We start from the raw sequence: 21,475 nt of genomic DNA on the forward strand, positions 1-21,475 counted from the left end.
AAAGGTCCCTCCTCCCCGAAGGGACGGAAGAACCGTGGTACCACCCTAATTCCAACCACGTTGCGTACAAAACCGCTGTTCGTGATTGCTCTAGTCCCGTTAACGGCGGGAACCGTGCAGCCCTACTGACGCGGAACAATATCCGGCCGTTCAAGCGCATGCTCCGGAGCGAACTTCGGCAGCCTGTTCCATAAGGACGCTCTCAATCCATGGCGTCCTCTCCCTGTGCGGAGGCACTGCGTACTCTTCTCCATCAAAGCAGTTTCATATCCAACATTTCCAAACATTAATCTATATTATATGCAAGGAGGCGCCGGGTTGCAACCTTCATTTGTCAGATTCTTTCCTTGTTGCACGATCATCTCTTTGGGAAGCGATAAATGAGATGCGATCGCGAATCGCTTCGGCGGTATCACTGTATATTCCTCCGTGATAACAGACGACCCGTTCGATATCGTATGTCAGCAAAAGCTCAAGCGAACGCAGAGCAAGCTGCGAATCTATTGATTGCTCGGGGATAGGCCCATTCAACATGCCATTTGCTATGATCAGCGAGTCTCCTGCTATTAATGTGCGGCTTGGACGATGGTACAAGCTGATATGACCCATCGTATGTCCCGCTGTCTCGATAATTTCGACATTGCCCTTGGAATCGAGAATATCATTGTTCCCGACGAGACGTCCGACTGGAGCGCTAGGGGGATGCTCCAATACCCGTTTTAAGGCTGAACGATGCGGCTCTGGCAGCAGATCCAATTGGGCAAGCGATTCCGTAGTCACCTTGGCTAACGGAAGCTCGCCTTCAATATGCGGGCGTTCCAGCCGATGCGCGCAAACCTCGATTTCCCCGGCACACAGCGCCAATACGTCAGGTAAACTTCCAATATGATCGATGTCATGATGAGTAAGTACGATTCGTTTTAGATCGGCTATGGAGAACCCCTCTTTCTCGATAGCCTGCAAAATAAGCGGCAATTGCCCGGGGTAACCGCAATCGACAAGCGTCAAACCATCTTCAAGCACAAGAAGCGACGGATAAATGCGATTGGTTTCTCCCATAATGATCGCGGTCAATTCGAGAACACGTATTTCATGCGGCATATGCATATAAAAAACCTCCTCATACAAATATGATAGTCCCTATGGATTCTTATCATAATAAAAGAGGAGGTATTAATCAATATTAAATATTTTATTATATCATAAATATTGTATTTTGTAAATAGTTAATTCGATTCATTTGTGATTATGAATCAATTCGCATCATCATCTCTTCCAGTAGCCTGATCCGGGCGAACGAAGCTCGCAGCAAACCGATGCCGATCTCGGGATACAAACGTACCAGACGCGAGACATCGTCGCCGGAGAGCTTAAGGACGCGCGCATCGCCCAGCAGCGACTGCGCCGTCACGGTGGAGGGGGATCCGTCAAGCGCCGACGTAACGCCGCACACGTCACCCGGTCCAAGCACGCCGATGGTGCCTTCCCAGCCCGCCGCGGACACGCTTGTTAATTCGATATTGCCTTCGACGATGACATACATAGCCGACTGGGGTTCCCCCCTCTTAAGCAGGATGTCTTCGTCGGAGATCGTCTCCTCTTCGGCTACGCCCGCGATAAGCCCCAATTCCTCGAGCGACAGGTCGGAGAAATAAGGAACCTGCTTCAGGAATACGACTTTGTTCAAGCGGTTCATTATTTGACCTTCGTTTGTCACAGCCATATCCCCTTTCCGTTCGGCCAGCGCCTCGTTTGCCATTTCCCTCCACCAATCGTCAGATCCGTGCAATGCCGCTTCCAGCAATGTCATCGCCTCATCCCGCTCCATTTTGGGCCGGGACATCGTTTCCAGCTCCAATGAGATGATCATTGCTTGCGAAATTCTTCGATCGCCGAAGCCTTCCGACAGCACCTCCAGCGCATTGCTGCGGTACTCCTCCTCGGCATGCGTGACGCCTGTACGGATAACTTCAACGGCGCGTTCATCCGTCAGCTTGGCGAGCATGGCCCAAATTCCTTTGAACACGAGCAACCGCACCTCATGCCAACGCATATCCGCGAGACTGGCCAGCTTTTCCATGCCGCATACTCTTAGCGCGGCACCATAGTCCGCCGCTTTGCCAAGCTCCGAGAGCCGGCCTAACGCCTCTTGCGTCAATCCGCCGCGCATGTCTTCTTCGCCTAGCAGCTCCGACAAGGCCATTACGGCCGAGCTCCAGTGTTTGGCAGGCGCATCCGGCAAACTTGCCAGCAGCGGCTTCACCGAAGGCTGGCCAATGTCGACGAATGCTTGGGTGGATGCGGACAACATCTCTTCATCCATCCGCGACAGCTTGGGCAAGAGCAGCGGGATAAGATCCTCGCTGCGAAGCTTTCCCAACGCGCGAATAGCGGACACTCTGGCAGCGGGATGCGGATCCTCCGTCAACTTGATGATCGCGGGTATAAATGCGGTAAGCTCCAAGTCCGCGATCGCGCCGCACATATATACGGAAGCTTCGCCGCCCTCTTCCAGTATGCGGTCGATAACCTCTCGGCAAGCTTCGTAACTCTGTTCCTTGCCAAGCGAATACATCGCTTTGACGGCCTCCGCCACGACGGAAGGATGGCGATCCAGCAGCTTTTGCCGCAGAAAGAAAAACGCTTGCTCTTTCAGTTGCTTCATGCGGGCAATCGCGCGTACTCCCTCCGTCCTAAGAGCGTCGTCCGGATCCTCCAGCAGCTTGGCGATTTGCGCCATGGCCGGCAGATCGGCACCTGCGAGCGACATCGCCCTGATTGCCGCAATGCGAATCCGGTCGTTCCCATCCTCCAGCAGTCCTAACAGCAGCGGCAGATCCTTGGGGTCATGCAGCCTGCCAATGAGTTGAATGCCGATCTCGCGAGCCGTATCCGACGGATGATCCAAGAGCCGCCTTGCTTCCTCCATTGCCGCAGGATTCATGCTGATCTCGTCAAACGAATCCGCGATATCTGCGGCGCTCATGGAACTAACGCTCCGGACAAGCTCGCGCATGTACAGTCTTCGTCCATACCAGGCTAACACAAGCAGCAGCGCCGAACCTGCCAGACCGATCACGGACAGCAGCTGCCACGAAAGACCTAAACCAGCATGAAGGAATTGCATGCCAGCGCCCAGCAGGATGCCGGCAGAGGCTGCAATTCCTTGTGCGGCGAATCGATAGCTGTCGCGCTGCGCCAGCGGAAGCGTCTTGAAAAACAGCTGATAAGACGGCTCCGCCGAATAGTAGAGCAGCAGATAAAGCAGCATGTAGCCTAAAGAAATAACGGGCATCGCCGCTGCTCCGCCTCCAAAGATTACAGCTCCGGCGAACGAGAGCACGTACACTCCCGCGATTATTGTCAACATTTGACTCGCGCCAAGCTTCTCCATCAACCTGCCAGAGACAAGCTGAAGCAAGAAAGCAAGAACGAACAAAATCATCGTAATCATGCCAAAAAACTGGCTAAATGCTTGTTCATTGACATAGGACATTCGGGCAATGCTCAGGAACTCATATTCCATTAGGAAATACAAAGCCGGCATCATCGTCATCAATAAGATAACCATTAGCAAGAACGGCGACCGGAGTGCGTGCTTGAATACCGCACCTGCTCCGATCGTCTCTTCTTCAACCGAGGCGGCTTCCATCCGGAGCGATATCGGCACAAGGAAGTCCGAGATCACTTTACGGTATCTTCTCCAAACAAGCAGCAGCAACAGACCCCCGACCGTATAGATAACTACGGGCCCAAATGCGAGACTAATAAGCTGCGCCAGCAAGCCGGCCGTCGCACCGCCAAGCGTAGCGGAGCCTACGAAAACCGGCATAAGCCGCTTCGCTTGCTGCGTCGAACAGAGATCGATCGCCAGACTCCAAAGAAGCAGCGTTTGCTGGCGCACGACGAAGCTCGACGCGATAAAGAGCACCGGATAGAACCAACGGGCATCCATGCCGAGCCCCTCTAACGTGATCAAGATTGCGGCATTTACGCCAACGATGCCAACCATCATGGCATACATGACCCGCATCAGCTTCGGCTTCGGTAGTCTGGATGCCAGCCAGGAGAGCAGCCAGGCTTCGAGAGGCAATATGAAGGCTTCCGCTGCGTACACGTACGGCAAAAACTCACTGCCGAATCGCTGGTTAAAAAGCGTCATGAAACTATTGTAGTTCAGCATCTCCGCGATGCCGCAAATAAAAAAAACAGGCGCCATCAGAAGCAGCTTGCGCTGATCCTCCGGACGGGCGCCGACGGCTCGCAATATTCCGTTCATATTCCACTACTCCTACTGTCTCTAATCTATCTTGATATGATAGACGAGGCGATCCTCGCCCTCGTAATAATAATCGGGGCAACGTCCGATCAGATTAAAATTCAGCTTTGCGAACATCAGCTTGATCGCATCATATTGTGGCAAATCACAGGTATAGGCCAATAGATATCGGGCGTTCTGTTCACGCAGGTAACGAAACATTTCTTCGATAAAGCTCGCGGCCAGTCCGCTTCTACGATAATCCCTGTGTACGACGAGATAATCCCAGTTATATCCGCCAGTTCCCTGTTCATTCGGCGCCATGCAATTAATGCCTGCTATGCTTCCGTCCTCGCTGCGGGCGTACCAGAAAATGCTGTCTCCTAGCAACGCCCGATAAGGCAGCTCGCGAAAATGTTTTAGTTCGCCCGGCGTATAATTGGTGTCGTCGAACGAACTGTCAGACAGCAGGAATGAACTGATATCATCCGCCGTCTGCTTGTCGCCAACCCTTTCAATCCGACTAGATTGAACCAGCATGATTCCCGCCCCCATAAGTCTCTATCATATTCACAGTGGTTTATACGGCTAACGTACCGTTCCAGCCTTCGGACGAGCCCTTTTGGTAATATTCGTCGCACAGGTAGAAATAAAGTTTGGCCGCCTTGTCGAACCGGTTCAACTTAATGACCTCGACGAACGTCTCCCGCGCGTCGTAGAAACGTCCCTCTTGGCAGAGGCGAATGCCCTTTTCGAATGTCGTTTTGGTCCGATCCTTAAGCTGACGCTCCTTGTCGGAGTCGCCTTCGTAAACATCGAACAGCTCCACGGATTCGTCCTTGCCCTCCATGCCGATTCGCCCCAGATAGCGGCAGCGGATGCGTTCCGGTGCGCGCAGCTGATCGAAGAACGTCTTTGTCACTAGCAAGGATGAGCCCATCGTATCGGACAACCGTTCCAGCGCCGTCGTCACGTTAACGTCATCGGAGATGACATTGCCCTCCATACGCTGCTCCTCGCCGACAATGCCGAGCATCAGCGGTCCTTTATGGATGGCTATCCCCATGTCGACAGGACGGTAACCGGATGCGATCAGGCTATCATTGTACGCCGCGAGCTCCCGTCGGATCGCAATCGCTGCGCGTATCGCATCCTCCGACCTTCCAGGGAACAGTGCCATAAAGCCGGCTCCGAGATATTTGCTGATTAGTCCTTCCTCCTGCCGAACGAACGGGCTGAAGCGCTTGAGGAAACCATTCATGAAGTCGAAGTTCTGCTTCGGAGACAGCTGCTTGGACAACTGATTGAAGGAGCGGATATTGGCTACCATCACCGACATGTTGCCTTGTACCTGATCGCCGAGATGGACCTCCGTAATCCCCTTCTTGCCCAAATATTTAAAGATCTGCTGAGGAACGAATCGATGCGAAGCCTCACTGAAGGTCGTAATGTCCTTAATATAAGTTCGAATATGCTGGGCCATCCGGTTGAATTGCTCGCCGAGATCGCCGACTTCGTCTTGCGAGCGGATATTCACATGAACGTCCCAGTTGCCGCTCGCCATCTCCATCACGCTCTTGCGAAGCTTGCGGAGAGAACGAAGCAGCCAATATGTAACGCCAAGCACCATCGCGATAAGAACGAGACTGCTTAAGCCGATGTTGCGCAGAATGCTCTGGTAGATGGTAGTGTTGGATTGATAGAGCACGTTCAGGTCGCTGCCCGTCTCATAGACGCCGACGATATTGCCCGACGAGTCGTAGACGGGACCTATGGCATACATAAACTTGCCCGTTGCGTCCTCCCAGCGCTCGGAGACGATGGCGCCGCTCTCGACGACAGGCTTGTTTGTCTCTGTCACCGCAAACGGCTTGAACATGTTCACGCCGTCGTCATCGTCCATGATGACAAAAAATTGGCCGTTCTCGTATTTGTACAACGTGCTGTACAAGCCTTGACGAATGGATGGGTCTTCGTTCTCATACAGGAAACCCATCTTGTCGCGGAGCGCCACATAATCGGCATTGCCGTAATCGCTCGGAGAAGCGAGGCGGCTTAGCTGGTCGCCGTCAATGAGGGTTTGCCCGTTGCGTGCCAGCAGCGACAGCTGGCGCTGCATCTCATCCTCCATTCGAGTCGAGAAGCTGTCATAGATAAAGTTGGAGAGCATGAACATCGAAACGACCAAAATCGGAACAATGGCGAATACTTGCTTAAAAAATAACGATACCCGGCGATTAAGCCAATGAACATAGACCATTCGGAGCAGTGCGACGACTGCCAGAGCGAGCAAAGCTGCTGCGGTCCAGAAGATCCATGTTTGGCGAACTTCCGACTTGCCTTGTGCCAGCGACGTTATGACGCTCGAGTCTTGTTTGTTTGCGGCAATATAGACGATGCGGTCGTCCATCGCCAGCTGCAAGCCGCCTTGGTCATCGACCTCAACATCCATGATTTCCAGAAATTCGGCTCCGCCTGAACGCAACGCAAGCTCTTCTTCGGATAGCTCCGTACGAATTTCGCCCGGATTCGTCAAGCTGATGCTTGAGACAGCATTTACAAGCCTGTCGATAAAGTACAAGCGCCCGTCATGCAGCTGTAGAGATTCCGGGAAATTGCGGCTTGTCCGCTCCGTCTCCGGCAACGGATAAATTTTGGCGCTTTCGCCTCCTGCCGTCACATGGTAGATGGCGCCTCTCCTCGTGGAGTAATAAATCTCGCCTTGCTGGGTGCCCGCGACCTCCGACAAATAACGTTCGCCAGGCAGCGTGAACCTGTATATCTCTTCGGGTGCTCCGCCCGTCAACGGAAGGCGCATTAACCCGATTCCGGCTTCGGCTTCGTCGATATAGAAGTAAACATGATCGCCTTGCGTCTGAACGCCTTTGATCTTGCCGAGACGTTTATTGCCGACCGCGCCATCGTAGGTATAGAGTATCGTACCCTCCTTGGAACCCGGCTCATAACGCATGAGTCTTTCTTCGTGCACGTACAGTCCGTATTCGTCCAGCACCGTGTCGAGGGCGATCATGCTCCCGTCTGCCGCCGATTCAACCTCCGTGAAGCCGTGGCTTTTGCCGTCCTCATCTCCAAGCTTCACATCTTGTAGAATGACACGTTCTCCGTCCAGCTGGATAAGCTCTTTGCGGGAATCCGCGATGACGTGGACAAGACCGCCCTGACCTATCGATGTTTTGGATAGATACGAAAGCGAACGTTCTCCTTCGAACGGCAGATTTGCCATCTGTGACCGATTCGCGTATACGAGCCAGGAGAGACCAATTGCGATCAGGAGCAGCAAAATAATGACCGGGGACTTTCGCATGAACACCATCGCTTTCCGATTGCTTGAATTTTCTATTTCTATAGTACTATATGTTTGATAGATTGACATCCCTTTCCTTTCATTTTTGTGACGAAAGAGAGCCGATTGTGCAGGTTTATGTTGATGAAAGAAAGAGGCTTATAGTACTATTATTAATAGAGATTGTTCAAAAAGCCTGCTTTCCTACTCGACATCGAATATTGAAAAACAGAGAGAGGAAGACCTCAAGGTCCTCCTGCTCACGGAAAGGATCGTCATGGGTCAATTAGTATGCGGCGGCGCCATGCTTCAATGCAGCTTCGGAGTAGCGCCAAGCAGCTTTGTCACGCTGCCGGCCAACGGAGTTCTTAATGTTATGCCCGCAGCCAATATTATGGATAACAAACCAATGGTCAACATATTGCCTTTCGGCATGTGCCAATCTCTTGCCAATCCAACCGTTGCTTCTGCCACGGCAGCCGCGTTGGGCGCACTGACTCCTATGCCATGCGTACCAGTTACCGCCGCTCCATGGGCGCCAGGCTCTCCGACCGTGCTGATTGGCAACATGCCCGCATTAAACAACTCATCCAAGTGCATGTGCAATTGGGGCGGCGTTATTTCGATAACGAATCCGGGCCAAATGACGATACAGGTGCCTTGACATGATAGAAGCGATACTCAAGCCCATATTCAAACCTATTCAACGGATCATCATTCGTCCCATCAAACGAGCCAAGACGCTTCCCAAGCGGCTGTTCGCCATGCTTCGCAGATTTCTTGTCACTGCCTTGTTCGGGCCGCTTCGCTCCCTGGACAATTACTTGCGGCTTGGGAGTTATTACATCGCCAAGAAGATGATCGCTTTGATTGTGATCATCTCTCTCGTCATTGTATACTTCGGCTTTATCAATCCGCCTGCCTTCCTAAACAAGTGGATGGGCAAGACCCCTCAATTGGAGGCAACGGCGCTTGCAGGGAGCGGCTTCAACGGAACGGCGGCCGTGCGGGACGGAGACGGAAATCTGCTTTATGAAGGCGCTCTGGTCGACGGACTGTATTCCGGCGAAGGCAAGCTTTATTATCCGAGCGGCGTCCTGCGCTACAGAGGCGCTTTCGACAAGGGAATGATGACGGGAGACGGAGAGCTGTACACCGAGGATGGATTGCTCCTGTACCGCGGTCAATTCCTTAATGACGTATACAGCGGCACGGGAACGCTCTACAACGCTGATGGTTCTCCGAGCTACGAAGGCTCCTTCCTCTCCGGCAAGTTCGAGGGAGCCGGGGTCGCTTACAACGCAGACGGCAGCATTCTATATGCCGGCAGCTACTTGCAAGGGATGTACGAAGGCGAGGGCAAGCTCTCGAATTCTGAAGGCAAGCCTGTCTATGAAGGAGCTTTCGTCGCCGGCGTCTATGAAGGAGCAGGCAAGCAGTACGATGCTGCTGGCCATATCAGCTACGAAGGCAGCTTCGCCGGCGGCAAGGCTTCCGGGACGGGCAAAGAATTATATTCTTCCGGCTTCGTCAAGTACGAAGGCGAGTTCCTGCTAGGGTCTTACCATGGGGCTGGCACGCTGTACAGCGAATCGGGCAAACCGCTGTATGTCGGCACATTCCTCGGAGGCGCAAAGAGCGGCACCGGCGAAGCTTATGACGATGCAGGCATACTTCGATATGAAGGACAATTCGCCGAAGGTGTCTATCAAGGCATAGGCAGTTTGTACGATGCCGACGGAGCCGTCATGTACAAAGGCTTCTTCCGCGCGGGCAGCCCTTGGGCAGATGGCTTCCACGGCATAACGCTGGCGAAACTCCAAGAGACGCTCGGCGCAGCCGATCCTCCTCCTGCTTCGGAGACGCCTCTTCTTCCAGAGCTTCCTCTTGGAGATGACTCTGCCGAATCGGAAGAAGGTTCCTCCGAAGGAGTTTCGACTGGGGAAGGCGCTGAAGCTGCAACGACAGGCGGCAGTGCCGATGCGAATTCAAGTGGCAACGGCGGGAACTCCGAAGGAGAAGGCGGCGAGGCTGCAAGCGAGAACAACGGCGTTGGCCCGGGTGCCGATCCTGCTGACGCAAACGACGCCCCCTCTGGCACCAGCGGAAATGTAAGCACGTTGTCGGGCAGCAATATCACGGACTCGAGCAGCGGTTCGACTGCCGGGAACGGTAATGCGGCATCGAGCAATGGTTCAACTGCCGGGAGCGGTAATGCGGCATCGAGTAGCGGTTCAACTGCCGGGAGCGGTAATGCGGCATCGAGCGGCGGTTCAACTGCCGGGAACGGTAATGCGGCATCGAGCGGCGGTTCAACTGCCGGGAGCGGTAATGCGGCATCGAGCGGCGGTTCAACTGCCGGGAGTAACACAGGGGCATTCGGCGGCAGCACAGCCGGAACTGGCAATTCAGCAGCAAGCTCTGCTTCCGGCGCATCCGATCCTGCGATTGACGATCTTTTGCCGGATTTGCCTGCGACGCAAACACTGACTTATGCTTCCATGGGCATGTCGTTCGTACTGACGGCCGATGAAGACAATCCGGAGCTGTTTACAGTAACCAAATTGTCGACCTGGAATAAAGCTGTCATGGACCCTGCTTACAAACGGCTTGTTGATGCCAAGGTCGTTTCTGTCAAGGAGACGTTGCCGACTGGCAGAACTAACGTGCGTTTCGTATCGGGAGGGATTCTGTACACCTTTACTTTCAACAAGGATAAGATTGTCCGTATGGAACTCAACCAGCTGGTGCCCGAAGCCTGATTGACCATCGTACGCCAAGCCAATACACATCAACGAAAAGAGGTGCCCGAAGTCGAAGTTTCGACTCTGGGCACCTCTTTCTCAGTCAAACGAAGTGGCATCTCATCGCCCAAAGGTTGCTTATAGACACGTTAAAGTATGGGGCTCGAAAGTAACCATCTTTACGCCTGGTAAGTCGGTCTCGCAGACTTATTACGCTCAAATTTCGCATCTGTGAGCCTGTAAGTCGGTCTCGCAGACTTATTACGCTCAAATTTCGCATCTGTGAGCCTGTAAGTCGGTCTCGCAGACTTATTCCACGCGATATGCATTACTATTAGCCAATAGGTCGGCCACGCCGACTTATTACCCTCGCTTGTCGGTACTGTTAGCCTGTAAGTCGGTCTCATCGACTTAATCCTCTCTATATGCGCATCTGAAAGCTCATAAACCGGTCTCGTCGGCTTATTCCTCGCGATGTGCGCATCTGTGAACCTGTAAGTCGATCCCACCGGCAGTTGCTCGTTCGCCTACTTTTAGGAGACATAGGCGTTACTAACGCCTATGGACGCTAATCAGAGTTACTTTACGGTCTATCGGCGTTTTTAACGCCTACAGATGCTCGTTCGCCTACTTTCTGGAGCCATAAGCGTTAAAAACGCCTATGGACGCTAATCAGAGTTACTTTACGATCCATCGGCGTTTTTAACGCCTACAGCTGCTCGTTCGCCTACTTTTAGGAGCCATAGGCGTTACTAACGCCTATGGACGCTAATCAGAGTTACTTTACGATCCATCGGCGTTTTTAACGCCTACAGCTGCTCGTTCGCCTACTTTTAGGAGCCATAGGCGTTACTAACGCCTATGGACGCTAATCAGAGTTACTTTACGATCCATCGGCGTTTTTAACGCCTACAGCTGCTCGTTCGCCTACTTTTAGGAGCCATAGGCGTTACTAACGCCTATGGACGCTAATCAGAGTTACTTTACGATCCATCGGCGTTTTTAACGCCTACAGCTGCTCGTTCGCCTACTTTTAGGAGCCATAGGCGTTACTAACGCCTATGGACGCTAATCAGAGTTACTTTACGATCCATCGGCGTTTTTAACGCCTACAGCGGCCCGTTCGCCTACTTTTTGGTGCCATAAGCGTTACTAACGCCTATGAACGCTAATCAGAGTTTCTTTAAGGTCCATCGGCGTTTTTAACGCCTACAGCAGCTCGTTCGCCTACTTTTTGGAGCCATAAGCGTTATTATCGCCTATGCTGCTAATCAGAGTTACTTTTCGGTCCATCGGCGTTTTTAACGCCTACAGGTGCTCGTTCGCCTACTTTTAGGAGACTTAGGCGTTACTATCGCCTATGGACGCTAATCAGAGTTACTTTACGGTCCATCGGCGTTTTTAACGCCTACAGCTGCTCGTTCGCCTACTTTTTGGAGCCATAAGCGTTACTAACGCCTATGGACGCTAATCAGAGTTACTTTACGGTCTATCGGCGTTTTTAACGCCTACAGCTGCTCGTTCGCCTACTTTTTGGTGCCATAAGCGTTACTAACGCCTATGGACGCTAATCAGAGTTTCTTTAAGGTCTATCGGCGTTTTTAACGCCTACAGCAGCTCGTTCGCCTACTTTTAGGAGCCATAGGCGTTACTAACGCCTATGGACGCTAATCGGAGTTACTTTACGATCCATCGGCGTTTTTAACGCCTACAGCGGCCCGTTCGCCTATTTTTTGGAGCCATAAGCGTTACTAACGCCTATGGGCACTAATCAGAGTTACTTTTCGGTCCAACGGCGTTTTTAACGCCTACAGCTGCTCGTTCGCTACTTTTTTGGAGCTATAAGCGATTCTAACGCCTATGGACGCTAATCAGAGTTACTTTACGGTCCATCGGCGCAACAAAAAGGCCTCCCGATTCCCGTATAAGGAGAATCGAGAGGCCATGACTTTAATGTCCAAATGGATTATTCTTTGTCCGGTGCCGCTTCCATCAACGCAGATGTCATCTCAGCCGCGGCCGCCTTCGCGGAAGTGCCCAGGCTCTTGAATGCCCACCAGCGAACGGCGATTACGGAGGCGGATGACTCGTTATCGCCTTGCAGCTTCATGCCGATGCGGAATGTCCCCTTATCGGGATAAACAATCGTGCCCAGCGAGACATTTGGGAGGGAAGGCTCGAATTCCGTCCCTTTAAACACATCGCTTTGGCCGTAATAGACCTGTTTTTTCGCTGCGGAGCCGCTGGCATGGCCGGATTCGTCGATCTCCTCCAGGCCCACGACGACGGTTACCGGTCCCTCGCCCAGACCGTGAATCAATTCGTCGGAGACGTAGTTCTTCTTGCCCCTGGAGAAGAAGAAACCTCCCGTCTTGCCGATCGACTCCAGCGCGACCTCCATCGTGCCTGTTGCAATCTCATCATAGAGATGCTGCGGACGCGGAATGCCGAGCTTGAAGTCGAATTCGTTGCGGTCGGGATGATACTTAACGTCGAGCGATGGCTTCGCCCCATATTCCAGATCCTGCGTTTCCGCGCTCGCGAAAAACTTATGAAGCGACGCCCCGCCTCCGCTCCTCGACAGGCGTTGGGTCAGCGTTGTGCTTTCGATATATTCGTCGAACGGCATGCGGTCGACCTTCTCGATCATGTATGTCGGTCCCATCTGCAACAAGCTGATCTTCGCCAAGCAGATGCTCTTGTCAGCCGATCCTTCTACCGCGTGCTCCAGGCTTCGGCCATGCCAGTCCTCCAGAATCCGCTCCGCGACGGGGACGTCAACGACTTCGATCTTCTGTTTTACGCTGGAGTCGACGGAAACAGGTTCGTCGCCGATCGTCAGCTTGGCATTTCGGGCTGGAACTGCGAGTTCCGCGAACACTCCGCCTTCATGCGGCGCCTTAAGCTGATACGTAATCGTGTACTCCGTATCCTGCGCATCGCCCGGTTCTTGGAAGGACACGACTCCATTGGAATCGCCAACGTTCTGAAAACCTGTCAGCTCGTACTCATACGAGAACGCGATGCGCGGAGTCTGCAGCGTCTTCTCGACGACAAGGCGCACCTCTATCACTTCGCCCGGCGTCACATATTTCGGCATGCGCTGCGTAATGCGTACGTTATCCCGCTCGTAGAGCGTGACGATGTTCTCCATCAGCTGGACGAACTCGAAGGATGACGGCGCCGGGGCCGTCTCGTTGATGAAAAGCCGGTACGATTCCAGCACGCGGTTATATTCGCTGACCTCGCCGGAGCGGACGGAAGCATTGCCTACGGAATGCACCGGCTCCTTGCCCTTTTCGTCATATGCGACGCAGAGGTAGACGTTTTTTTTGTATTCGTTGTTCGTAAAGCCTTCGATCATGGACAGCTTCATCGTGACAGGCGCCGGAATGACGATTTCGCGACCGATGTAGTCGATCGCCACGCCCATCTCGACGGACACCGTTTTGTCGTCCACGGCGACGACGGACATGCCGGACAGGACGCCGCTGCCGAACATTAGCCGGTTAAGCAGCCTTCTTTTGTCATTAAAATATTTTTGCTCCGACTCGAAATCCCTTACGGTCAGCAGCTTGCCGTAGAAATAACGGTTTCTCTCGAACGGGTACAGCCTCGACTTCTTCACACCAACCACTCCTCGTTAGTCCGGTTTATTCAAGCTCGGAATCCAGCTCCAACCTTGTATGAACGTCCATTCGTTTCTCCATGCCCATCTCGACGATAAGCGTATCGTTCGGCATGCTGCGCTCCGGCCCCAGCATGAGCAGCGACGGCTCCGTCAATACGGTATTAATGCCCAAGTACGTATGCAGGTCCAAGTACATCCACGGCTGGAGCTGGACCAGCTTCGCTTCCGTATAAGCCGGCTTTTGTTCCTCCAGCAGCCCCTCGATAACGACAAGCTGCTTCTCGCCCAGCGCCTGCTCCGGCCTGAGCAGCACGGTGAAGGAATACGGATTGTCGTCATACAGCGCATCCGTCAAGCTGCGAAGCTCGGCGTGATCACGCATTATCTTGGTCTGGAACTGCTCCACGATGATCGGCTCCACGCCCGTATACATCTCGATGACGGCGCTGATCCCCCGCTTCGTCCCTCGATAGCGATACAGCTCGGGCGCCGCCAGGATAAACGACCGAACCTGCTCATCGGTCCAATAATCGTCGGTCTCCAGTCCGATCCACGTAGCCAGCCAGCGTAGATGCTCGCCTTTCGCCCGATAGGGATCGATATAGCGGGACAGATCGCCGATCTCTTCTTCCAGCTCGATAAAAGCCGTGCCGAAAATGGACAAATACCTCTCCAGAAAGTCCCGGCTCTCCTCGTCCTCCTGATAGACGGAAGGCAAGTACTCCAAGTACGTCTCCCGGGGGAAATAAAGTCTTAGCTTCTCCACCATTGGGGTATGCCGCTCGTTGCCGATCCACTCCAGCTTAAGCCACATATAGCGGCCTTGCGCCTCCATGAAGAGAGCATCCTTCGGATTCGGTATCGGCGGCGACCAAAACGGCGCGAGCCCCTCCAGCTTTTCCTTGTACGGAATGAACGGATCATGAATCCAATCGTCCACAGAACGATAGGCGCCCGCGATAACGGCTCGTTCATCATCCAGACAGAAGTAGGATAAATGCAGCTGCGTCCCTCCGGGAACGAATGCATCGGCTGTCAGCTTATGCCACACCGTGCCGCTCTCCGTACTGTCGAACCCGCTGGAAAGCCATACGCCCTCTGGCACGCCAGTCTCGGACATGGCAAGAGTCTGCGGCTGCAGATGAAGCATCGTAATCGTTGTATCGTCGCTGTTGCCGAGCACGTATAGTCGATCGGATGCATCCGCGAGAAGCACCGCTGCGCGCCCGCGGTAGCTCGTAACAGCTCCGTTAACCTCCCCGCGGGCTCCGAGTGTCACAATAAAGCGGTCATCCTCATCGTCGCCGGCAAGACCTCTCGCGTCACCGACGTACATCATGCCGCTGCGGTCGCAGGCCAGCCCCGCATAGGTGCGTGTTGGAAGAGACTCGACGCTAGCAGCTCCGCCTTGTTCCACAATCGTGACCGTTGCGAAAATCGTATCTAATACGGCCAGGCCTCCATCAGGCTTGACAGCAAGATAATAGGCGCCGCGCAGATGTTTCAGCTTCGCCCTAACGGGTTGACGCAATGAAGGATTAGCGATTACATCGACCAGCATTCCGCCATGGGTAAATACAAGAATGGACAGCTTGCCGCCTTCAGGAACCGCCGGTTCGTCTCCCCCAGTGTCCGTATCCAGAGGGGACAATACATAGACATGATTCGCATCCGCACCAATGGCTAACGGATGGAAGACGGCGTCCTCGATCCGTCCGCCTTGCCGCGACCACATCGTCTGGCCGTTACCGGTGTGGAATGCCGACAATGAACAATCGCCACCGGGGTCAGCGGCGAACAGGAACGGTCCCGAAGCCGCTATTCTGGCATCTTCGCCGAATAATCCATGTCCTTGCGGGAATAAGCGCTTATGATCGCCTATCCGCCAATCGTAGCTCCAGAGATCGGCCCGATCATCCAGCAGATAGATGCGTTCATGCTCGCCGACCGCCATATCCTTGACAGCCGACAACCCTTCCAGCGCATCCAGCCGCAACGTGCCTGCTATGCCATATCGCTTGTCGCGTCGAATGCCAAGCCCCGCCATTCCATTCTCCAGATTGTAGGCGGTTCCCTTCAACCAATCCTGCTGACGGTTGACGGAGAAATATTGATTATGCTCCTTCAGTGAAATTCCTCCCTTCCCGCCGATCGCCCGGTGGCTGTGCCGCAGCCTACAAGCGTGTTCTGCTGATGAGTTCGATCTCGTGCTCTCCTGAATAGATCAAGCCGTGCGGCGGCAGAACAATGTCGCCGCCCGCCGTCTTGGTCACATGCGGCCCGTCCGCGTCCAGCCACAGATCCTGGACGAATACGACTCCGCTTCCTTTGGTAAGGGAGCCATAAATGTCGCCCTTGTATACCGTTCTGCCGAAAGTCCAGCCGCGCTCCCCTTGATTTCCGTCAAGCGGTCTGAGCAGTCCCTTTAGCAGATCCGCATAACGTTCCCTCTCGTCCGCAAACGGCGCCTCCACGACGATAACCGCATGAACCGTCACCTGGACGTACACGGGAGGAATGACATGCAGCTCCGTCGTAATGAGTCTCCGTGAATCCAGATATCGGCTTACCGTCTGCAAGAATCCTGGGCTTGGCATCGGAGTCGCTGACAAACCCTGCGGAACGACGACCAGTGACAGCTGTCCATGCGCCTTCTCTCTTGGGTAGTCGGGAAGGCCGGGCTTATAGAGCGGAATCGCCTTGGCTCTGGCTACCTCGACGCCTGGCGTCGACCTCGCGATGTCCTCGTAATCCTCGTCCGTGACGGCGCGGAAGGCCCGCTTCAGCTCCGAAGCGGCTCTTGCCAGCGCATCATGCAATGTCTCGGCTTCTCCCCCGCCGGAAGCATAAAAGGGATTAGACACTTCGATCCCCAGTCTTCGCTGCTCCTCGTGCGCCCATTCCCGGATAAGCCCCGGCTTCACATTGCCGCGCTCGCCCCCGCCAAGCTCGCAGGAAATCAAGCTTATATTGCCGTCTGAACTTGCGTCGGGTATCGCACCCCGTTCTCCGTTGCCGAACGCGATTATTCGCTCTTCGGGAAGATAGACGTAATGGCGATCTTCAGGTCCCGATCGATCGAAGCTGTCGACAACACTCCAATCCTCCCATATCATCGCCCCGGATGCGACATTCCAGCGCCCTGCCTGCAAGCCGATGGCGCCGCGTTTCCTGCAAGGCAGCTCATACACCTCGAACCGCTGATTGGGCAATCCGTTGCTCCTGCCGACCATGCGGTATCGATAAAAATCCGGCGTACTGGCGATGATCCGAACTCTTCGGCCTTTATGGAGCATGCCGCCCTGGTTTACGGAATCCTTGCGGATCAAAGCGACGGTCGCCCCTCCCGCGTGTCGCTCCACCTTGTACGACTCTGCGGACAATTCCATCCAGCCGCCGCCCGGAGCGGCTTCCAATTGCAGGCGCACATCGCCGTACGCAGCCAGATAAGTATGCATAGAGAAGCTTTCGTTCTCTTCTCCGCTAGCCTCGAGCTCGACATATTCGCTCAGCGTATCGCGCTGTGCGGCATGGGCCGTATGGAGGAGGATGCTGCCGATTCTCGGCGGCATCTCGTACCCGTCCTCCTCTATCGTGCAACAAAACCAATACCTGGGTCGGTCTCCAGCCGGATGGACCGTAACGGCTCTCATCGGAAACGCCGGAGTGACGGTAATGGTGCCGCTGACCGTCAAATGCCCGGTTTCATCCGCGATGACCGTAAGCGGCAGCCATGAAGCCTTACCGACGGCCTCATCCCAACCGTATGCTTTCCACGACAATCTGGCCGAAGGAATCAACATGGCAAGCTCTTCTTCACTCGCGGAATCGTAAATGTCTCTCAGCGCTGCGTCAGACTTTAGCATTTTAAATGTCAGCGATACAGGAACACCGGGATGCAGCTCCCTGTCAAAGGACACATACAGCTTGGCCCCTGCCCTCGCGTCTATTCCAAATGGATAGAAGGATACATGGTGATGGTCGTTGGACGCCGTCACATCGCTGCTCTCCTTCTCCGTCCGGCACAAAATGCGTTCCAGCTTAAGCGGTCTCAGCTCGGTCTCGCTCACCGTCTCGAACACTTGATCCTCCGCCAAAAGCTTTGTTCCTGCCGGCAGCAAGACCGGCTCGCGCACATCCGAGAAGGCGACAAGCGCCTCGGCGGATAAAGTATCGCGAGCTTCCGCGCCGAGCAGATCAAGAAACTTTCTCCGATTCCGGTCAGGTACCCGGCCGATGTAATAGCGCTGCATTTCCGTCAGCCATGCAAAGAGCTCCATCATCGTGATGCCTGGATCATGCGCATTTTCGTCGGTCCATTCCGGCAATCGCTTCGGTATCAGCTTTCTGGATTGCTGGACGATCTCCGCGTACGAAAGATCATCAAGCGGCAGCCTTGGCAGCATCATTGTCCCTCCTTCCCACTTTTAGCGCGAAGCCCCTTCGGCAGGCACGGCCGTTATTCGGTGCGTGCCGTTCGTGACGAGGCCATGCATCACTTCATTCATTCTCGCGGGATCCCATTCGGTGCGGACTCCCCCTTCGATCTTAACTACATGCACGTATAATCTGTCTATATACAGCAAACCTCTAACCGAGTGAAGCAGAGAATACAGCAGCGACAAGTGGAGCGATTCTCCTATATTCCATCCCTGTCCGTCGGTGTTGCCGCTCATAAAGCTCAAGAACGTCGATAATTTGTCATGGCAGGCTCGCTCCAGCGGCAGCAGGCTCCCAACCGATTCCGCCGCTACCGTCGCGTTCACGGATACTTCCAGATAAGCCGGCTCGATGACGCGAATACCGCCTCCTACAGTCAGGACGCCTGCCGCGCGGCGCAGCAGCTCGCTTTCGACCGATCTGCGAAGCTCCGGGAATTGCGCCGTATCAGCAACGCCCCCGTCCGTGCAAGCGACCACGGTCGCATAACCAGGCGCCCGCTCCAGCAAGGCATTGCGATTGCTCAAGCATTTCACCTTCGCAATTCCCGGGTAGGCCTCCCGCGCAAGCCATTCCACATCTCTCGCCGTAACGGCTCTGTTGCGGTTTTTAAGCCGCTGAGGACCGCGAAGCAGCACTTCCTCCATCGCCTCCGTATGGCTGCCGCCAATAGCCGGCAACGGATTGGTGACGTTGTCGATGTAAGCGATGGGTACCTGCATGCCCGTAATTTGATTGGCTTCTACTCTTCCGGCGGCGCCGGCCGTAGTCCGGAACGAGATTCGCGCTAGCCGATCGTGCTCGGCGGAAGGCGATCTTCCTTTCATCCCGTCGCCGAAACGAAGCAAGCCTCCGGCACGATCCGGCGAATAGTGCCGATCATCGGGACCGGAGTCGGCCAGAGAGGCAACGGGCTGCCATTTCACCCAAAAACGGATGGGTTGTCCTTCGCCGTCGAGCTGTTCGTAACATCGATCCGGCTCGCCTTCCAGCATGTCTGCCCGATCCGAAGGCGCAAGCTCATCCAGCTCATCCAGCCATACCTGCTCGTTAACGAACGCTGTAGGGGTCAAGTGGACCAGTCCGTCAGCAGGAATACTCATCTCGCGCTCCTGGCTGATCTGTTGGGTAACCGCAACCGTGTTAATCCGGACGCTGTCCGCAACGGGAATATCCGGATACGCATCGCTGATCCGGCTGTCCCGGTTAATGGACCGGATCCAGTAGCGATCATGACCGTACAACCTTGCAGCCGCCATCGTAGGCGGACCGGCCCATAACCATTCTCCGCTTATGCCCAGTCCGTCCGTGCCGTCCTCGACCTTAATCGGCTTCCAGGCCAGCCTACCGTTCTCTCTGCAGAGCGCTTCCCAATCCAGCCATGGTCTCTCGTTTCCTGCGGCAAATCGCCGGGACAGCTCCAGATGCAGTCGAAGCGGTCCCTTGAGCGGGGGCCCGTTAAACGCCAGGTAGAGAGAGGGAGCGGGGGACGGGATCGGCTCGAACGGCTTATAGGCTTTCGTCCCTTGTACCGCCGACAAACTGCGATCCCGGTCGTCCGCGTTGTTCCTTGTATAGACGTTATAAGGCGCAAATACGGTCTGGGAACCGGTGGAATAGGATAATCTCGGCGCTTCCACCCAAGGCGACATGTATTGCATGATAGGCGCGATAACGGGGTCCGTCTGCAGCACCCTGGCACGAATCCAGTACTGGAACACGCCGTTTACGAATGTCCGGTCCATATCCTCCGGGCAATCAAAGGTTAGCGTAAACGGCTTGCCGTCCCCCTCGGGCAAATCCTCGAAGAAAGCGGCATGCCGTTCGTTGCCGGGCAAGACGTTCCAATTGCTGCCGTTCCAATATTCCCATACAACCTGGCGAATTCGAATGCGCGGGGGATCCTTCTCCTCGAAATCATACGTGCGCATGACCATCTTCCACTTGACCTCGGGATCCGGCGCCATGCGCAGCCGATTGGGCTTCGCCATCGCCGAACAAGTCAACTCCAGCTTGCTCCCCCGCTTGCTAAACGCTTCCTCGCTGGAAAGGTAGAAGACGGAGTAGGGAACAAAATGTTCGCCGAAAGGATAACAGCCGTCATCGGCCAAAGCCATGTCGTTGAAGTAGATAGAATCTGGCGCAATCCGCTCCGGATCGCCTGCAACATCATGAGATACGCGAAGCCGGAGCTTGTCCATCTCCAGATTTTTATCCAGGATGGGGGAAGCCGTTCCTTCCAGCGGCTTCACCGCACACTTGATCCACCTGCCTTCGACGCCTTGATGCTCCATCAGCTCCAGCTTGCCGGGTTCGCTCTTATGAAGAATGATAAGGTTGCCAGCGGCTATCGCCGACCGGAACGGCTTCCACTCGCCATCGCTGCGGTAGCTCCACTCCACCAGATCGGAAGAAAGCGCAGCCGCCAATTCGGGTTCGGCGTACCGCTTCTCTCCGTGGAAAACATTTATGTAGATGCGGCAAGGGCGATCCACCAGAAACTGCTCGTCATGCCGGATGAACAAGGCATGCCCCTGTTCGTTCGGAGCAGAGCGCGTATCGAACAGCGGTACGGCTTCTGCCGTCCCGGCCTCCAGCTTCTCGTCGTAGCCGGTAGCGACCGTCACGATCTCATCCCTGGCAGGGTTGACGTTCACGATCTCGGTCAGCTTGGCCGGCGTTGCCGCCAGGGCCCCTTCCGTCTCGAAAACAAGCGGCTCTCCGCCTTGCGGGTTATTCGCCGTCAGCTTAAGTCCTGCAGGTACATAAACAGACTCTGTTGAGCCCTCGCTTAGCCGAAACGTTACCCTGGCCCTGGCAGGCCGCGGCGGCTCCAGCTTTACATCCAGCAGGTCAAGGAAGGAGAGCAGATGGTTCATCGGCGCCTTGTTCAGCCTCTGTACCGTCTCCTCCAGCATCTCGCCCACGATATAGGCAAGACCGGCTCCCGGATCGCTGCCATCAAGCGAAAACCGCCATTCTGGCGTATAGTGCGGCGCCATCTCTTTGAACTTCTCCAAATAGGTGGACAAGTTATTTGTATTGATTATCGGAGGCCGACGATTGCCGCCCGTTCCCGCATGTTTCATGTCCGATGC

10 protein-coding genes and 1 other annotated feature are annotated in these 21,475 nt (G+C 54.7%); of the genes, 2 read left to right on the forward strand and 8 right to left on the reverse strand.

Annotation, left to right across the window (positions count from 1 at the left end; all coding sequences use genetic code 11):
• Positions 1-16: 16 nt before the first annotated feature.
• Positions 17-266: a binding site (T-box leader), on the reverse strand.
• A 61-nt stretch (positions 267-327) separates the two neighbouring features.
• The 4 genes from B1748_RS05390 to B1748_RS05405 all read right to left on the reverse strand — a co-directional run bounded on the left by B1748_RS05390 (position 328) and on the right by B1748_RS05405 (position 7,583).
• On the reverse strand, positions 328-1,107 hold the full coding sequence (locus B1748_RS05390) for an MBL fold metallo-hydrolase (RefSeq protein ID WP_087566816.1): 780 nt from the start codon (positions 1,105-1,107) through the stop codon (positions 328-330).
• Positions 1,108-1,246: 139 nt separating this feature from the next.
• A complete protein-coding gene (locus B1748_RS05395; protein WP_087566817.1) occupies positions 1,247-4,279 on the reverse strand; it encodes a HEAT repeat domain-containing protein in 3,033 nt (1,010 codons plus the stop codon).
• 21 nt (positions 4,280-4,300) lie between these two features.
• Positions 4,301-4,798: a GNAT family N-acetyltransferase gene (locus B1748_RS05400; RefSeq protein ID WP_179215403.1), complete on the reverse strand. Its 498-nt coding sequence runs from the start codon at positions 4,796-4,798 to the stop codon at positions 4,301-4,303.
• A 40-nt stretch (positions 4,799-4,838) separates the two neighbouring features.
• Positions 4,839-7,583 carry a HAMP domain-containing protein gene (locus tag B1748_RS05405; RefSeq protein WP_179215404.1) on the reverse strand — a complete coding sequence of 915 codons (2,745 nt, stop codon included), beginning with the start codon at positions 7,581-7,583 and terminating at the stop codon, positions 4,839-4,841.
• 256 nt (positions 7,584-7,839) lie between these two features.
• Here B1748_RS05405 and B1748_RS05410 point away from each other — a divergent pair, with 256 nt between their 5' ends.
• Together B1748_RS05410 and B1748_RS05415 are read left to right on the forward strand one after the other, a co-directional pair.
• A complete protein-coding gene (locus B1748_RS05410; RefSeq protein WP_087566820.1) occupies positions 7,840-8,226 on the forward strand; it encodes a DUF4280 domain-containing protein in 387 nt (128 codons plus the stop codon).
• Between the two features lies 1 nt (position 8,227).
• Positions 8,228-10,324, forward strand: coding sequence for an MORN repeat-containing protein (locus B1748_RS05415; RefSeq protein WP_087566821.1), 2,097 nt, complete (start codon positions 8,228-8,230; stop codon positions 10,322-10,324).
• 1,948 nt (positions 10,325-12,272) lie between these two features.
• On the opposite strand, the gene B1748_RS05420 is transcribed toward B1748_RS05415, so the two are convergent.
• From B1748_RS05420 to B1748_RS05435, 4 genes are all read right to left on the reverse strand, one after another.
• Positions 12,273-13,934, reverse strand: a complete 1,662-nt coding sequence (locus tag B1748_RS05420) for a hypothetical protein (protein WP_087566822.1) — start codon at positions 13,932-13,934, stop codon at positions 12,273-12,275.
• Between the two features lie 25 nt (positions 13,935-13,959).
• Positions 13,960-16,017: a phage tail protein gene (locus tag B1748_RS05425; protein WP_087566823.1), complete on the reverse strand. Its 2,058-nt coding sequence runs from the start codon at positions 16,015-16,017 to the stop codon at positions 13,960-13,962.
• Between the two features lie 94 nt (positions 16,018-16,111).
• Positions 16,112-18,343, reverse strand: coding sequence for a putative baseplate assembly protein (locus B1748_RS05430; protein WP_179215405.1), 2,232 nt, complete (start codon positions 18,341-18,343; stop codon positions 16,112-16,114).
• A gap of 21 nt (positions 18,344-18,364) precedes the next feature.
• The gene (locus B1748_RS05435; RefSeq protein ID WP_087566825.1) at positions 18,365-21,466 is read right to left on the reverse strand and encodes a baseplate J/gp47 family protein; all 3,102 of its coding nucleotides are present in this window, start codon (positions 21,464-21,466) and stop codon (positions 18,365-18,367) included.
• Between the last annotated feature and the right edge of the window lie 9 nt (positions 21,467-21,475).

Origin of the sequence: Paenibacillus sp. MY03, assembly GCF_002165585.1 — a bacterium.
GTDB lineage: Bacteria > Bacillota > Bacilli > Paenibacillales > Paenibacillaceae > Pristimantibacillus > Pristimantibacillus agaridevorans.

Bases quoted from the DNA above. Each gene is read 5' to 3' on its own strand.
- B1748_RS05395 (WP_087566817.1), bottom strand. From the start codon at position 4,279: ATGAACGGAATATTGCGAGCCGTCGGCGCCCGTCCGGAGGATCAGCGC.
- B1748_RS05415 (WP_087566821.1), top strand. From the start codon at position 8,228: ATGATAGAAGCGATACTCAAGCCCATATTCAAACCTATTCAACGGATC.
- B1748_RS05430 (WP_179215405.1), bottom strand. From the start codon at position 18,343: ATGCTGCCAAGGCTGCCGCTTGATGATCTTTCGTACGCGGAGATCGTC.
- B1748_RS05390 (WP_087566816.1), bottom strand. From the start codon at position 1,107: ATGCATATGCCGCATGAAATACGTGTTCTCGAATTGACCGCGATCATT.
- B1748_RS05410 (WP_087566820.1), top strand. From the start codon at position 7,840: ATGGGTCAATTAGTATGCGGCGGCGCCATGCTTCAATGCAGCTTCGGA.
- B1748_RS05435 (WP_087566825.1), bottom strand. From the start codon at position 21,466: ATGAAACATGCGGGAACGGGCGGCAATCGTCGGCCTCCGATAATCAAT.
- B1748_RS05400 (WP_179215403.1), bottom strand. From the start codon at position 4,798: ATGCTGGTTCAATCTAGTCGGATTGAAAGGGTTGGCGACAAGCAGACG.
- B1748_RS05405 (WP_179215404.1), bottom strand. From the start codon at position 7,583: ATGCGAAAGTCCCCGGTCATTATTTTGCTGCTCCTGATCGCAATTGGT.